This is a genomic window from Phycisphaeraceae bacterium (genome assembly GCA_019454185.1).
In the GTDB taxonomy this organism is placed as follows: Bacteria; Planctomycetota; Phycisphaerae; order Phycisphaerales; family UBA1924; genus JAHBWV01.
On the sequence record CP075368.1, the window covers coordinates 989,361 to 1,004,032 of the forward strand.

Sequence of the window (14,672 nt, forward strand, 5' to 3'; positions counted from 1 at the left end):
CCTTGGTGTGGGCATGTGTGCTCGCGATGCTGGCCGGGCTTGCCTCGGCCCAGGGTGTCGCCGATCGCGCACCGATCGACGCGACAGAGTCATTCCTCACCGACAACGGTCTCGACACACTGCTCGCCGTCCACCTGCGCGATCGACTTATGCAAGCCACGGGTGAAGATCGCCAGCGCATCGCCGATCGGCTCGGCGAGGTGTACGCAAGAATGCACGCGAGCGCCGGCACGACCGAGCAGCGTGCCGAGATCGAGACGCTCGGTCGCGAACTCATCCGCCTCGTCCCGGATTCAGAGTCCTATCTGCTCCGGCTCAATCTCACCAAGTCGCGGTACCTGATCGCCGAGCAGATCGCTGAGAAGCACCGGCTCAGACTCGCGACAGAAGAAGAACGCGCCGAGGCACAACGCATCCTGCGTGATGTCGCGTCCGCCTTCGAGGACATCGCCAATCGTGTGCAGACGGTGATCGACTCTCTCGAGCGTCACGAGCGGAGGGCCGTTGCCGGCACCGATACAAGCGAGATCCGGCGCCGGCTCGAGCGATCACGACGCGAGCGTTCACTCGCGCGATACTACTCCGGCTGGTCACGCTACTACCGAGCTCTCGTCGAAGGACAACCGATGCTCGCCACGGGTGCCGCTACCGATTTCGGCTGGCTCCTGGGCTCGCCGGGAAAGCCCGCCGCAGTCGAGAAGGCGTCAAAGCCCATGCTCCGATACGAGCATATCGCCCGATCAGCAATCGGGTGCGCAATGGCTGCTTCGATGCTCGGCAACGATGCCGAGGCAGAGCGGTGGTTCGATCTCATCCAGACCGCGCCCGAGGTTTCTGAGAATGTCCTCTCCCAACTCTTCACGCGGAGACTTGTCGTCTACGCCAACGCCAGACGTTGGGCCGACATCGAACGCCTCGTCACGCGCGAACGCCTCCGCACGGGAGCCGCTCTCGCAGCCGCAGACGCCCGGCTTCTCGCTGTGATCGCACTCGACGCCACACAGGATCGCTCACGTGCCGCTGGCCGAGAGGCGATGCTCGCCTCACTCTCGCAGGTCGCGTTCAAGGACCTCATCGCTCACGGCGAACTCGGGCAGATCGTCGATCTTGTCAACCGGTACGGCTCAACACCGGTGGGGACCGAGGGCTTCGTCGCTGAGTACGTACGAGCCATCAAGTCGTACGACCGTGCGATGGAGTCTCACAAGGCGGCAGGAAAGTCGGCAGAAGAGCCGGCGACAGACGAGCAGGTCCTGATCCTTCTTCGCGACGCCTCTACGCTGCTGCGCCAGGCCGCCGCAGCTCCGGATGCGGACGCCTTCCCGAGCGATCGCGACCGTTCGTTGGTGCTCGCCGGGGTTGCGCTCTTCCTGGCCGGACGGTTCGAAGAGTCCGCCGACACACTCGAGCGTCTCGCTGCATCCGCAACCTCGGATCAGCGACGAGAGGAAGCCATGTGGCTTGCGATCGCATCGCTCGACATGGGTGTGGACTCAAACCGTCCATCGCTCGCGCCCAGACGCGACCGGCTCGCGACACTCTATCTCGAACGCTTCCCCACCACCGAGCGTGCCGCCAGACTCCTCATCCGGCGAGCTTCGGACAACCTCCTCACCGATGCAAACGCTGCGGACATCCTGCTGGCCGTGCAGGCAAACAGCCCCTTATACCCATCCGCTCGGCGATACGCCTCCCGCTTGCTCTATCGCATCTGGCGCAATGCCTCGGGTGCGGATCGCCTCAGGGCCGCTCGCCAGTTCCGCGCTCTCGCGGACGAGCTCCTCACGCTCGACACCGAGGCGATCGCCGTCGCTTCCGTTGATGCCGCAGGCACCCTGCAAGCCGAGCTCATTCTGCGTGAACGACAGGTGCTCGATGTCGTTCTCTCTTCCCAAGATCCCGATACCGAGCGTGCCGCGCTGGCTATCCGAAACATCGAGTCGCTTGCGGGCAGCCAAGACCAGAGCGACGATCTCGCCGCTGAACTGCTCTATCGCAGACTCCAGCTCGCACTCGCAGCGAAGGACGATCATGCGTTCGCTGAGGCGTCAACTCGCCTTGCATCAACCGGCGGGCGCTTCGCCGAAGCGGGCGACCGTCTCGCGTACCGACACGCCCTCGAACTCTGGAGAGACACGCCCAACGACGAGGCCAGATCGCGCCGAGTCGTTGCGATCGGCCTCCGACTCATCGAACGCATCGGCTCCGACTCGACACGCCTCTCAGATCCCGCGACATTCGGCCTCTGCGACACGGTCTCCGCCGCCGCGGCACACATCTGGCGAGCAATCGGCGATCGCTCCATGCGTGACACCTCGATCTCGATCGATCGCAGGATCTACGAGTCGGGTCTCGCCACCGGCCAGGTCTTGAGGCGTCTTGCCGAACTCGCCGAGGATGCGGGACTCCGCTCCGTAGCCATCGAAGCGTGGCGGTCCATGCTCGCCGGATATCGCGAAGGCACCACCGACTGGTTCGAGTCTCGATACAACTCTCTCCGCCTCCTCGCTGACGATGACCCGGAAGAGGCCGCGCGAGTCATGGCGCAGTACGCCGCGCTCAGGCCCGATCTCGGGCCGGAACCCTGGCGAACACGCTTTGAACTCCTTCGCGCTCGGTTGAACGAAGCTTCAGGTGCTGGGGGAGGGCCGCCATGACCCGAAGCACCACACGTGGAGCCGAGTCGGATCTCGTTGCCAAGTTTCTCGGTGCGAGAGCATCGAGCGGCGGTCCCTTTGCAATCCTCGATGTTTCAAGCGACGATCGCGATGACATGTCCATCCTCATCGCGCTCCGCGACCGACTCCAACAGACAGCCAACCACCCCGAAGGCACCACGCCGGAAGCCGATGAAGTCCGGCTTGCACTCCACGCCGCGGCCGCACAACTGCTCGATCCGCCGACACGCCAGGCGATGCTTCTTCGCTGGGGGCCGCACACTGCCGCGCCGAGGTCGGCACCGCGGGCAAGCCCCGTCATCCCCGAGAACGAGCGGCTCGTCATGATGCTCCAGCAGGACGCGGTCATGGCGATCGCCGCGTGTGGCGGATGGAACGACAGAGCCAAGGCACGTGTGATGATGCTCGCACTCTCCAAAGGGTGTGGCCCCGACGAAGTGCAGGCAGCCATCGCGCGCCTCGAGGGTGGATACACCGCTACCTCAGTTCCATCTGCCACAGCAGCAACAGCCCCAAGGTCGCTTCCCGATCCTCAGTCCGCCTCGCGGGTCTCGCTACCGGCGTATGAAGCGACATCGCACCGTTCGCGCCGGGTTCCCACAGCGGTCAAGCTCGCCGTACTGATCACGCTTGCCGGGATGGCCGTTGTGATCGCCGCTGTGATTGCACTCTCACTCCCCGCGAAACCTCCTGTTCAAGCCGGAACGGCCACAGCACAGACTGTGCCAGACGCCGATCAGGTGTCTTCAACGCCCGCCCGTGATACACAAGGGCAACTCTTCCCCACCCTCAGACCGATCACCTCACCCTCTGCACCGGTAGTCACCGCCCCCGCGACGAACGAGGCGCAGCGATGGCTGCAACGCCTCACCGCCGCGTCTTCCGGTCTCGATCCGGATCGCGAACAGTCAAGAGATGATCTGATCAAACTCTTGAGAGGTGGCGGCTCGATATGGGTTGATCTGGAGCCGGCCGAACTCGCAGTAGCCCTGCGCTGCATCGTTGACACCGTCTATCAGGCGGACTCGGTCGAGGACGCCGAACGAATCCTCGACGGCATAATAAACCCGGGTGCGATCTCTCAGAATCGCGAGAGAGTCCTCCAATCCGCATGGCATTCCGGCGTGCTCGCAAGACTCAGCGTCGAACGGGACCTCCCAATGGGAGTTCTCGCGGCGATCGATGATCGCATCGCGCACGCCGGCGGCAGAGAGCGAGCCGTACCCGAAAGCGCGTTCGAGTCCGGTGTCATTTCCAATCTCATCCAAAGCAGCAACACTATCGCAGCAACTGGCTCCGCCGAGGCGTGGGAGGGGTGGCTCGCCGCAGCCGAAGCTGTCGCCAAAACCATGCCCTCACGCAGGACGGACCTCCTCCTTCTCGCGATCGGCGACGCCCTTTCCGCACATGCAAAGCCGTGGAACGCCGCTCTGATCGACCAAGCGGTAACCAAGATCGCTTGGCACAGGGAACCGCAGGCCCAGCGTTGGCTTCTCGCCCGTTTCGATGGTCTCGACACATCAAGAGATGCACTCACGACTCTGACCCGTTCGATCGCATCGAAGTCCTCCTCGCCGGGAATCGACACCACCATGGTGCTGGCCGCCGCGGCAACCGAGGCCGATCGACGACGCCTCAGAGACGACTACGCGATGCGATTCGGGCTCGCGGGCGCATCCGACGGAGCCGCCCTCGACGCAAGAGTCGTCGAAACAATCACACGCATCAGCGCCGCCGAATCTGCCTCTCAATCCATCGACGACGCACTCCGGCTCGCCGCAGCATGGTCCCGTGTCAGCGAGGCGGCATGGCTCCGATGGCAGGGGCTCTCAGACCTGGCGACCGCGGCGCTCGATCGAGCCGATGCCCATCTGTCGCTGCCCGCGTCCACGAGCCCGCCCACCCGCGCCTCAAACACGCTCCGTCGCGATGAACCACCGATGTGGACTCGCGCATACATCAACGCAGGATCAGATATCAACGCCAGAACCTCGTTGCTCCGCTCATTTCCCTCGTCCGACATCCACCCGGCGGACGCCGAGGTCGTCATGGCCGATGCCTTGCGTGGAACGCCCGCTCAGGTCCGAGAGGCCGCAAGGGCCGTTGTTTCGCGTACATCAGCTTCTCCCGTCATGGTCAACGCCCTGCTCGAGGCGATCTCAACCGCGCCGCGCACCGCATCGACCGCCGAACTCATCACCATGCTCACAGGCGACACAACTCTCCGTCTCGACGACCGGAGCTGGAGATACGACGCCCGGCGCATCCTCGTTCGCCGACTCCTCGAGATGCTCGCATCGCGAGGCGATTACGCCGATGCAGATCTGTACCAGGCCGCACTGGCAAACTCGCACTCTGTCCGCTCCGCACCCGTCGTGGCCGCCGGGGCATCCCCAACTCGCGCGTCAACGCCCGAGCTCGGCGTCTTCCTGGCCGCGGAAAGAGCGCTGTGGAGATCCGCAGCCGAGGATCTCACACGCCCGCGTGCATACCCCGAAACGCTCACGCAGATCACCTCGGGCTCTCTCGCAAGATCAAAGATCGCATCCGGCATCATCCAGCGTGATATCGTCCAGTTGCAAGAGATCGCTCGCCTCATGGGCCTTGTCGTCGCGAGCGAACACCCCGAGCGAGCGTCCGAGATCTGGGAGATCGTCTCAACGCTCAGCAACCGCCTCGCCGTCGCCGTCCATGTTGGTGCTCAGGTCAGAGACTGCGAAGCCGCTATGGCACACATCTGGGCGGTTCGCCTCAGGCGGGAGGAATCCCCATGAAGCGCAGCATCATCCAAGCCGCGATCATCTCCCTCGCATGCTGCCTCATGGCTACTGGTTCGCTCGCACAGCCGGCAGTTCCCAACCAGACTCCCGCAGGACCTCGCGGCGTGCACGCAATCGCATCGGCGATCCCCGATATCGAAACACGCCTCGCAACGCTCACGCCGACCGACCCCGAGACATACTTTCTGCTCGGCGAAGAGATCGCCGACATCGCAGTCGAAGAGCACGAGAGAGAAGTCGCGCGACGCCTCTTTCTGATCGCCTATACACGATGGCGGTCCGCTGGCGACGATCGCAACGCCGCCGCCGCGTGCCTCGCGCTCACAACCGTCGTCAGCAGCGAACGCGATCGTGCATGGCTTCGTGCGATCGCGGCCTCGATCGATCCGAGGCGTGCGCGTGTCGACTGGGACCCCTCCTCGTGGACAGAGTCAGATCCCGAGGCGTCGTTGATGGCCGCGCAGGCCCTCGGCTCAGTCAGGGCCGGGGATGGGATCTCCGCCCGACAACTGCTCTCAGACCCGCGAGTCCTGCGGGCGCTCAGCAGGTACGACTCGCTCCTCCAGTCCGCGGGTGGGCTCTCAAGACTCCACAGAGACGCCGCTGTATGGCCATGCCCGGACTGCCGCAACAGGCGCCTCGTCTCCTCACGCGGAACCCAGGAGTTCCGCGACATCGTGTGCGGCCATTGCCGTGGCGATCCCGGCCCCCGTCTTCGAACCGACGAGATCATCGCGCACCTGCGTGTCGAGTCCTTGCTCCTCGCTGGCGACGCGACCGTCTGGTCCGCGCAGTTAGAGATCGATGGCGGCGCACCCCTTCGAGATCCGAATCCCGACCTGGTCCCATCCGCCTTCGGCATCGACACCTCGCTGGTGCTCTACCGCGATGGCGCATGGGTTCATGAGCGTGTCGCCCCCAGTTCGCCATCCGACCCGACGTCCGCCCCTGGTGACTGACCTCACAAGACGGAACGGCTGTTCCCCCTTTTTACACCGTCTAGACTTCCCCTCACTCGAACCCGAACCCCGCCGCCGGGACCAGCCAGGAGCCAACGGCAATGTCCGACACCCCTTCCGCCGCAACCACGCCCACGCCCGCTCCGTCGTCCGACGCGAAGCCGCTCGTGGCGTTCGAGGACTTCGCGCGTCTCGACCTCCGTGTCGCACGCATCACGCACGCCGAGGATCACCCCAAGGCCGACCGGCTCTTCAAACTCCAGCTCGACGATGGCTCAGGCCAGCCGCGTCAGATCTGCGCCGGCATCAAAGGGCATTACGCCGCCGCGGACCTCGTCGGAAAGTCAATCATCATCGTGGCGAACCTCGCACCCCGCGTCATCCGTGGTGAGGAATCACGCGGCATGCTCCTCGCCGCGAGCGACAAGCCCAAGGACGCAGCCGACGATGGCTCGCGTCGTGTCGTCATCCTCACGACCGCTACCGACATGCCCCCCGGCTCAACCGTCTCCTGACCCACTCGGAATCTACCCGGAACTTCACTCCGGACCAGGACGCCTGCGCTGACCTTCGCCGGGCGGCGTCCGGTCAGGTCGATTCGCGCCCTGTGGGCGATCCGGGCGAGAAGAACGCAACACATCCTCTACCCGAGCGTCGATCTCCGCCTCACGCTGACTTGTTCGGCGGTCGATCTCCGCGCGAAGCTCCAGCAACCTCGACTCTAATTCCGCAACCTCCGCACGCTGCAGCCGGATCTGCGTATCAAAGTGCGCTGTCGCGTGCTCGCGGAAGCTCGCCATCGCGGCCATCGCTTCCTGACTCTCCGCGCCCTCAGTCTCCACGATGCGGCGAGTTCGCCTCGCCAGTTCCAGCAACTGGAAACCCTGCTCAAGCTCGACGACTCGAATCCGGAACACCTCAGGCGAGCGGGCGCGGGACTCGAGCGCCTCACGCAGACGAGGCGCGATGCGCGTGATCATCCGCTGCGCCGCTTGTGGATCCATGCGCTCCGAAGCCCGCAGACGCTCGGCCAGCAGCGGCAGGTTCTCATCGATAAAGCCGCGCAGCCGCCTGATCTCCTCGTTAGAGATGACATCACCGCCCTCGCCCGGCCGGCCGACAGGGTTCTCGCGCCCCTCAGGCCGCCCGACACGAGCACCACGGGGACCATCCGCCCAGTTATCGTCCGGCCCGCCGAACGGGGCTCGACCTTCAACGAGGCCGGGGTCGATCGCTTCTCCCCTGTCGAGTCGTGCGATCGCCTCGTCCAGACGCGCACGCATCGATTCCGCAACATCACGACGACGCTCCAGCGATTCTCGTAGCCGCGCGGGGTCATTCACGTCTGAAGCCGCCCGAGCGGGCGCGACGGGCGGTTGAGATGCGGGCTGCACGCCGCGGGGCGATCCCTGCTGCGCGTCAGCACCCGATGCCGCCAGGAGCGAGATGGAGAGAATCAAAGAGAGTCCGTGCGCACGCATGTGGCATCCTTTCACATCGGGTCTTCGCTGTTCCAAGTCTCCGACACCCAGTCGCCCTGCATGGAACTCTGGAGTGTCGAGGCCTCGCCGCGCAGCGATGAGACCACCGACCAGATCTCCTGGTCATCCAGAATGTCCCACGCCTCGGCGATCTCATCAAGATCGGTGTGTGCGACGAGTGCCAGTCTCATGTCTGAGTCCGCCGGCGCAAGCCGGTTGCTGCTCATGCGAACCGCCAACACCGATGCCACGACCAGCATCGCCGCCGCGAGCGAGGCCGGCGCGAGCCAGCGCCGATGAAGCCGTTCCACCCGCCCGCCCCGCGGCTGGGCTTCATGCACGAGACGAGGTCCCTCCGCTCCCGGTCCCTGCGCTCCCGGCCTCGCCGCGAGCGAAGCCGCCACAAGGCGGCTCTCGAATCCCGCATCAGGACCGGACCGCATCCCGTCGCCGAGCGCATCCAGCATCTCATGCATCTCGTGCAGGTCCTCGGGCATCTCGTTCATCGTCATGTCATCGTGAGGCGCTGTCATGATTCGCCCTCGCTCTCTTCCTGATCCTCGATCACCGGCCCGAGCATCTCCCTCAGTTTCCGCAGAGCCCTGTGGTGCCGAGCCAGTAGCGTCCCGACCGGCTCGTCCAGCAGCTCCGCCATCTCCTTGAACCCCATCCCCGCGTGGTGTCGCAACTCAATAATCTCGCGGTCCGCATCCGACAGCCGCTCGATCGCGCCCCGAAGCGCAACGCGCTCCGCGTGCCCGCTCGGCCCGTCGTTGGCCTCGAAACTCGGCTCCGGCGAGCCATCCAGAGCCACCGTCCCGCTCCGACGCTTCGCATACCGAACCGCATCCCGGATCCGGTTCATCGCAATACGGAAGAGCCAGGGCTCGAATCGGCCCTGCTCCGTATACCCACCCTCGCGGAGCTTGATGGCGACAGTTGCAAACACGGACTGAGCAATCTCCTCTGCGGCATCATCGCCGCCGACCCGGCTCCGGGCCAATGCAAAGACGCGCCGGCCGTACAGGGCGACGAGATCTCGCCACGCGCCCTCCTCTCCCGACGCCGCACGAGCGAGCGTCTGGGTCAGGTCTGGCGCGGATGTCCGGCCGTCATGGCTCTGCACCAACGCGGTCCTCATGGTTACTTCCGGTAGGCATAACGCCGCACCGAGCACGTCATTGCAACACACGATATCGGACCCTTCGCATACGCTCCCGCCATGCAACAGGTCGAGTACGCCGTCACCGCATCCATCCCGAACAAAGCCCTTTTCAATCGATACCTCGGCTGGCTCACGGGTGGCCATGTCCAAGCGGTCGTCGCTTCAGGAGCCACCCGGGCTCGTCTCCTCGTGATCGAACCCGACACCCCTGGAGACGAGGAAACCCACACCGTGAGGTCCGTCTACGAGTTTCCGACACGCGCGGATTACCAGCACTACCTGCAAGCCCACGCCCCCGCCCTCAGAGCCGACGGGCTGGCTCACTTCGGACCCGAAACCGGCATCACCTTCCGACGCGAGATCGCCTCGATCCACTTCGTATACGAGCGATGAAGTGGTGGTGGTGGGGGGGGGGCTTGAGTGCTCCGAAAGTCGGTGCACCGGCTCTCTTGTAGCCGACACGGGCCTGGTGCGTCCCACGGGTTGGGCACTATCATGTCCCGCACGTTGCTGCGAGGGAGTCTGCTCTATGAAGACGCTGCTGGTCCTGCTGCCTCTGTTACTGCTGATCGGTGCTTTGGCGCTTCTCGTGAAACTGCTCGAAGCCAAAAAGGGCATTCGCGCGAAGGATGCGAGTGAGGAGCCCGGGTCATCCGACGGGCCGTTGCCGTATCGCCGCAGGGATGCGTCTGTCCTAACTCCGGCCGAGCAGCGGTTCTTTGCGGCACTGGAGCAGGCCGTCGCGCAGATCAGCGGCGGCAAAGGGCGAGTGCTCGCACAGATCCCGTTATCGCGTTTGATCGAGGCGAATGCAGGGGATGCGAGCGAGCGTCAGCGAGCGCACAACAAGATCGATCGGAAGTCGGTCGATTTCGTGGTCGTCGACTCAGGGTTCAACGTGAGAGCCGCGATCGAGCTCGATGATGCTTCGCATGGTCGCCAGAGCCGCAAGGAGCGGGACGAGTTTGTCGAGAAGGCGTGTGCGGCGGCGGGCGTTGTGCTGGTGAGGTGTGCCGCGCGAGCGCAGTACGACGTGGCAGCGGTTGCTCAGGAGTTGGAGAAGAAGATGGGCGCAACTCCTCAGCCCAAAGGGCTGGAAGTCAATAGCCGGGGGTCAGCGAGGCCAAGCCGAGCGTGACCCCCGGGGTAGGACCCCCTAATCCCTGCACCCCGAAGGGGTGCAAGACGAACCCATCTCCAGTCGCCTCCGGCGACTTCAAGGCGTTCAAAGGAAGCCGCTTCGCGGCAAACCTTACCGGGGCTGTCGCGACAGTCGCCTTCGGCGACCTCGCTCCACGCCCCGGCTACGAGCGTGCAGCACTTCGTGCTGCTCAGATCACGAGCACCGAGAGCGTCCTAGAGCTGACGATCTCGGTTGCATGGTATGTGGTCATCGTGGTGCCACACGCCCCATTCAGAGTCAGAACCACGGATCGGTTTGGATTGGCTTGTTGTGCCACACAGATTCTGCCATTCGTGGGTTGCCGGGAACACGTCAGATGCAGCACGTCGGCGCGGGAAGTAGGCTGTGATCCCATGGGTGTGTGGCGTGCGGATTGGACATCCCGTAGACGCGCGATGCTCTTGCGCCGAAGGAACCGACAAACACCGCTGAGAGACCATGACCCGTCGATTTTCCATCGCTGTTAAAGAAGGTTGTCCAATTGGGCCGTGCGCGGAGGCGCTCGCCAGAAATACGCCCGGTACGTGCATCCAATCGCGGGATCCAGTCAACGGGTCCAGTCAGCGCTTCCTCGATCTCGTCTGAGGAAAGCCATACGTGTCCCTCGACGCAAAGCATCGCGATCATGATCGCGGTTCGCGTTTCGCAAACGGCAAGCTGTGCGAACTTCGACCGGGCGATGCGTTGAATCTCGACGCGTAACTGGTTTACTTCATGCACAGAATCGTGGCTTTCATCACTTTCAAACACGATGCTCGATTTCTGTATGCACATACTGCTTCTAATGGTGGCCGCATCGACATAGAAGTCGTTGCTGCCAATCGCGCACCTGAAGTCAGGTGTCTTTGTGGTTCCCAAGGGAGCAAGCGGCGTAGCCGCTACTCCATGGTCCCTGAGATAGCACCATGTCACGGCCTCTCCGATGGCCCCTTCGCAGCGCTCTTCTTCCGAAGATGTGAAGCGCTTGTCCCACTGCATCGCCGCCTTGGAGTCCGAGCTCTTCAATGCCTCGCGATAGCGGTCGCACTTGGCGCCAAACGTACCTCGCACGTGGTCCAGATCAGAATCTGCGCCGACTTGACCGTTACGCATTGGAAGTATCCTCACTCCGGCAGTGGATCGGCGGGCGGAGGCGGCAGGAGCGGCTCGACGAGTGCGATCAACTGCGGCGCGTACAACGTCGCCACTCGCCAGATCTTGTCATCGTCGATGTGACCGTATTCGTGCACGAGGATGTGCCGCTGGGCGATGATTGGTCGCCACGGGATTTCGGGATGGGCATCGCGGAACTGCTTGGATACCTTGGCCGCGGCTTCTCCGATCACTTGGACGACGCGGTTTACCGCGTCGCGCAACATGTCATCCCGGCGATACTGTTCGAGCGTGCGGCCATCCACATACCGGCACGCGCGTCGCGCGTGCTCGACCATGTCGAGGAGCAACGCCGCGTCCCGTTCCTCAGGCCGCATACAGCACCTTGCGATGCGTCAGGATGTGGTGACGCCGATACGGATTCGTCACGAGGCGGCGCTCAACCACATCGACCTCCCGACCGATCACTGCGCGAAGCTCGTCAATAAGGTCGAGCCACCTCTCAAGCGTCGGCGTCGCTCCCGCCTCGAACGCCACCAGCACGTCAACGTCGCTCTCGGGCCCGAAATCGTCCGTCAGCACGGAACCGAAGAGCGAGAACTCGACGATCCTCCACCGGCGGCAGAGGTCCGCGATACGGTCGTCGGAGATGGAAAGGTGTGCGACCATTCGTGTCCTATCGCCAGTTTACCACTCCGGCCCACCACCGTACCTGCCGTACATATCCGCCATCGCCTGCACCATCTCACCCAGCGTGCAGTTCGCCAGCGCACCATCGATCAACGCGGGCATGACGTTCGTCGCGTGCAGGTTCCCGCCGCAAACCTCGCCCGCCTTCCCGATCCCCGGCAGGTCGTTGATCAGGGTGTGGTGCTTGCCCACGCACGCGAGCCGGATGTTCTCGAGCGCCTGCTGCACATGCCCCGCATCCCGCTTGCTCTTGAACGCCTTCAGCCGCTCAACCTGCTCCGTCTCGACAGAGTCCGGGATCACCAGAATGTCGATCGGCCGCTTCTCGTCCTTATCCACGTACTCGTTGACGCCGACGATGATCCGGTCCCCCGCCTCGCACTCCTCGCTGAAGCGGTACGACGCCTCCGCGATCTGACGCCGGAAGTACCCCTTGTTGATCCCCGCGATCGCCGCGCGCCCGAAAGTCTTGCGAGCCGCATACGCCGCGTGCTGCTCCAGCGTTGCGCCGGCGCCCGAGGCACCCTTCGAATGCCAGTCCGCGTACGTCCCCATCGAGTCGATCTCATGGATGTAATCCAGCGCATCGGCCTCCATCTTGTCCGTCAGCGCCTCGATGAACCACGACCCGCCCAGCGGATCCGTCACGCGCGTCACGCCCGTCTCATGCGCCAGAATCTGCTGCGTCCGCAGCGCGACCGTCACGGCCTGCTCCGTCGGCAATCCCAGCGTCTCATCCATCGAGTCCGTGTGCAGCGACTGGCAACCGCCCAGCACCGCCGCCATCGCCTGGTACGCGACCCGCACGATGTTGTTGAGCGGCTGCTGCTCCGTCAGCGAGCACCCCGCCGTCTGCACGTGCGTCTTCATGAACCATGACCGCTCGGACTTCGCGCCGTAGCGATTCTTCATCACCCGCGCCCAGATCCGCCGCGCCGCCCGCAACTTGCACAGCTCCTCAAAGAACTCGTTGTGCGAGTTGAAGAAGAACGACAGCCGCGGGGCAAAGTCATCGATGTCAAGCCCGCGCTCCATGCACGCCTCGACATACTCCATGCCGTCGCGCAGCGTGAACGCCAGCTCCTGCGTCGCCGTGCTCCCCGCCTCGCGGATGTGGTATCCCGAGATCGAGACCGAGTTCCACCGTGGCACATGCCTCGACTGGAACTCAATCGTGTCCACCACCAGCTTCACCGACGGCTCCGGTGGGTAGATGAACTCGTTCTGAGAATGGAATTCTTTCAGAATGTCGTTCTGCAACGTCCCGCCCAGCGTCGACCAGGAGATTCCCCTCTGAAGCGCGTGCGCGAGGTACATCGCCCAGATCACCGCCGCCGGTCCGTTGATCGTCTGGCTCACCGTCACCTGATCGATCGGAATATCCGCGTACAGGCGGTGCATGTCCTCGATCGTGTCGATCGCAACGCCGCACTTCCCCACCTCGCCGATGCACAACTGGTCGTCCGAGTCACGCCCCATCAGCGTCGGCAGATCGAACGCCGTCGAGAGCCCCGTATTGGCCTTCGTCGAGGTCTTCGCCTGGGCCAGCAGATACTTGAACCGCCGGTTGGTATCGTCGGCCGAGCCGAAGCCCGCGAACTGACGCATGGTCCAAAGCCGCGTGCGGTACCCCTGCGGGAACAGCCCTCGCGTATACGGGAACTCACCCGGAGCCGCGATATCCCGCGGGATGTGCTTCAGCGACTCAGGCGGCGAGTCCGGGCCATACGCCGGCTGCACCACGATCCCGCTGATTGTTACGGCATGGGGGTCGATCGCGGGGGTATTCGAGGAGTCATGGGGCTTGGCATGAAGTCGCGTCTCGGAACTGGACATCTCGTGCGGCTCCTCGGAGAAAGTCCCCAGTGAACGGCGGGGGTAATCGATTCAAAGCACTGCTGCCACTGAATCTAGCGTATTCCGTTTGCCCGAGCCAGTCTTTGTCAGGGGGGGCTGGGGTTCAGGCAATACTGGTCGCGTCGACTCGTTAGAGTGTGCATGGCGGCCTCGCCGCCGGGGGTGTGGGCGTTTCGCATCGTGTCCGGTTCTGCCCTTGTCGCACATTTCGCACAAAGAGGAGTCCAACGTGTCAAAGCGAGTTCCAGCCATGGCGGTTGCGGGTGCAGTCGTTCTCGTCGCATGTTCCAGCGTGCTCGCCTTCCAGCCCGAGCGTCCCGCGAATCAGGGGCAGAATCAGGCCCAGCCCGGCGAGCGAGGGGCGCGTGGCCCGGGGGGCCCCGGTGGGCGTGGCGCAGGCATGCAGATCCCTACGTCGCAGGCCATGAACATCATGAACCGCTCGCTGCGTCAACTCGCCGGGCAGGTGCAGGACGCGGCCAAGCGCGAAGAGAACCTCCGCCTGATCAACGCCATGCAGCAGGGGTGCGTCGCCGCAAAGGGTCAGCCCGCCCCCGATGATGCCCTGGCAAGAGGCGCGGACGATGCCGAACGCGCCAAGATCGCCGATCGCTACCACCGCTCTCTCCTCTCGGCCATGGAACTCATGCTCGAAGCAGAGGAGTCAATCCTCGACGGCAAACTCGACGATGCCGCGAAGAAGCTGCGCGAGATCACCGCCCTCCGCGACAAAATGCACGTAGAAATGGGCGTCAAGGACGAGTGAGATCCCGCGCCCTCCCGCATG

The 14,672-nt window shown here is 64.2% G+C and carries 14 protein-coding genes; 7 read left to right on the forward strand and 7 right to left on the reverse strand.

All coding sequences use genetic code 11. The features are described from left to right. The first annotated feature begins 17 nt into the window (after positions 1 to 17). From KF838_04070 to KF838_04085, 4 genes are all read left to right on the forward strand, one after another. Positions 18 to 2,657 carry a hypothetical protein gene (locus tag KF838_04070; GenBank protein QYK49030.1) on the forward strand — a complete coding sequence of 880 codons (2,640 nt, stop codon included), beginning with the start codon at positions 18 to 20 and terminating at the stop codon, positions 2,655 to 2,657. Beyond that, positions 2,654 to 5,452 carry a hypothetical protein gene (locus tag KF838_04075; GenBank protein ID QYK49031.1) on the forward strand — a complete coding sequence of 933 codons (2,799 nt, stop codon included), beginning with the start codon at positions 2,654 to 2,656 and terminating at the stop codon, positions 5,450 to 5,452. The genes KF838_04070 and KF838_04075 overlap by 4 nt, the downstream gene beginning before the upstream one ends. Further along, positions 5,449 to 6,417 carry a hypothetical protein gene (locus KF838_04080; GenBank protein QYK49032.1) on the forward strand — a complete coding sequence of 323 codons (969 nt, stop codon included), beginning with the start codon at positions 5,449 to 5,451 and terminating at the stop codon, positions 6,415 to 6,417. The genes KF838_04075 and KF838_04080 overlap by 4 nt, the downstream gene beginning before the upstream one ends. Before the next feature lie 101 nt (positions 6,418 to 6,518). Further along, positions 6,519 to 6,932: a hypothetical protein gene (locus KF838_04085; protein QYK49033.1), complete on the forward strand. Its 414-nt coding sequence runs from the start codon at positions 6,519 to 6,521 to the stop codon at positions 6,930 to 6,932. 24 nt (positions 6,933 to 6,956) lie between these two features. Here KF838_04085 and KF838_04090 read toward each other — a convergent pair whose 3' ends face one another. The 3 genes from KF838_04090 to KF838_04100 are packed head-to-tail and all read right to left on the reverse strand — an operon-like array spanning position 6,957 to position 9,039. Further along, complete coding sequence (locus KF838_04090; protein QYK49034.1) at positions 6,957 to 7,898, reverse strand: hypothetical protein; 942 nt, start codon at positions 7,896 to 7,898, stop codon at positions 6,957 to 6,959. 11 nt (positions 7,899 to 7,909) lie between these two features. After that, positions 7,910 to 8,431 (reverse strand): hypothetical protein, encoded by a 522-nt coding sequence (locus KF838_04095; GenBank protein ID QYK49035.1) that lies wholly within the window; start codon positions 8,429 to 8,431, stop codon positions 7,910 to 7,912. After that, positions 8,428 to 9,039 (reverse strand): sigma-70 family RNA polymerase sigma factor, encoded by a 612-nt coding sequence (locus KF838_04100; GenBank protein ID QYK49036.1) that lies wholly within the window; start codon positions 9,037 to 9,039, stop codon positions 8,428 to 8,430. The genes KF838_04095 and KF838_04100 overlap by 4 nt, the downstream gene beginning before the upstream one ends. Positions 9,040 to 9,120: 81 nt before the next feature. Between KF838_04100 and KF838_04105 the strand changes: the two genes are divergently transcribed. Then, positions 9,121 to 9,456, forward strand: coding sequence for a DUF4286 family protein (locus KF838_04105; protein ID QYK49037.1), 336 nt, complete (start codon positions 9,121 to 9,123; stop codon positions 9,454 to 9,456). 136 nt (positions 9,457 to 9,592) lie between these two features. After that, on the forward strand, positions 9,593 to 10,201 hold the full coding sequence (locus KF838_04110) for a DUF2726 domain-containing protein (GenBank protein QYK49038.1): 609 nt from the start codon (positions 9,593 to 9,595) through the stop codon (positions 10,199 to 10,201). A 357-nt stretch (positions 10,202 to 10,558) separates the two neighbouring features. Here KF838_04110 and KF838_04115 read toward each other — a convergent pair whose 3' ends face one another. The 4 genes from KF838_04115 to KF838_04130 are packed head-to-tail and all read right to left on the reverse strand — an operon-like array spanning position 10,559 to position 13,864. After that, positions 10,559 to 11,338 (reverse strand): hypothetical protein, encoded by a 780-nt coding sequence (locus tag KF838_04115; GenBank protein QYK49039.1) that lies wholly within the window; start codon positions 11,336 to 11,338, stop codon positions 10,559 to 10,561. An 11-nt stretch (positions 11,339 to 11,349) separates the two neighbouring features. Then, a complete protein-coding gene (locus tag KF838_04120) occupies positions 11,350 to 11,676 on the reverse strand; it encodes a DUF86 domain-containing protein (protein QYK49040.1) in 327 nt (108 codons plus the stop codon). Positions 11,677 to 11,704: 28 nt separating this feature from the next. Beyond that, positions 11,705 to 12,007 (reverse strand): nucleotidyltransferase domain-containing protein, encoded by a 303-nt coding sequence (locus KF838_04125; GenBank protein ID QYK49041.1) that lies wholly within the window; start codon positions 12,005 to 12,007, stop codon positions 11,705 to 11,707. An 18-nt stretch (positions 12,008 to 12,025) separates the two neighbouring features. Continuing rightward, positions 12,026 to 13,864, reverse strand: a complete 1,839-nt coding sequence (locus KF838_04130) for a methylmalonyl-CoA mutase (protein QYK49042.1) — start codon at positions 13,862 to 13,864, stop codon at positions 12,026 to 12,028. Positions 13,865 to 14,114: 250 nt separating this feature from the next. Between KF838_04130 and KF838_04135 the strand changes: the two genes are divergently transcribed. Further along, entirely contained in the window at positions 14,115 to 14,651 is a 537-nt protein-coding gene (locus KF838_04135) for a hypothetical protein (GenBank protein QYK49043.1), read from the forward strand. Positions 14,652 to 14,672: the final 21 nt, after the last annotated feature.